Origin of the sequence: Wohlfahrtiimonas populi (assembly GCF_002006795.1) — a bacterium.
GTDB lineage: Bacteria > Pseudomonadota > Gammaproteobacteria > Cardiobacteriales > Wohlfahrtiimonadaceae > Wohlfahrtiimonas > Wohlfahrtiimonas populi.
Window position 1 is genome coordinate 1 of sequence record NZ_MVDN01000069.1, and the last position, 332, is coordinate 332.

1 protein-coding gene is annotated in these 332 nt (G+C 38.9%); it reads right to left on the reverse strand.

The window, feature by feature from the left end:
• On the reverse strand, window positions 1-332 hold a 332-nt coding region (locus BZK16_RS14055), incomplete at both ends, for a potassium transporter TrkG (protein ID WP_332881437.1).

Below are 332 nucleotides of genomic sequence, written 5' to 3' on the forward strand. Positions count from 1 at the left end.
CCATACCTGCAATATAGTAACTTGCGATACATGCCAACATTAAAGATATATATACAAACCATAAATTACGTGCTGTTTGTGCAATTCTTGGTGTTAACTTTTCTTCTTTCATAGGCCCAGGCACTTCTGCTTTAAAGAGTGCCATACCACCCATGCCCAATAAAGGCATAATGGCAACAGCCAAAATGATAATCCCCATGCCACCGAAAAAGTGTAACTGAGTTCGATACCACAAAATAGATTTAGGCAGTGTTTCTAAGTGATTAAGAACGGTTGCACCTGTCGTGGTAAAGCCTGACGTTGCTTCAAAAAACGCATGAATAAATGAAATA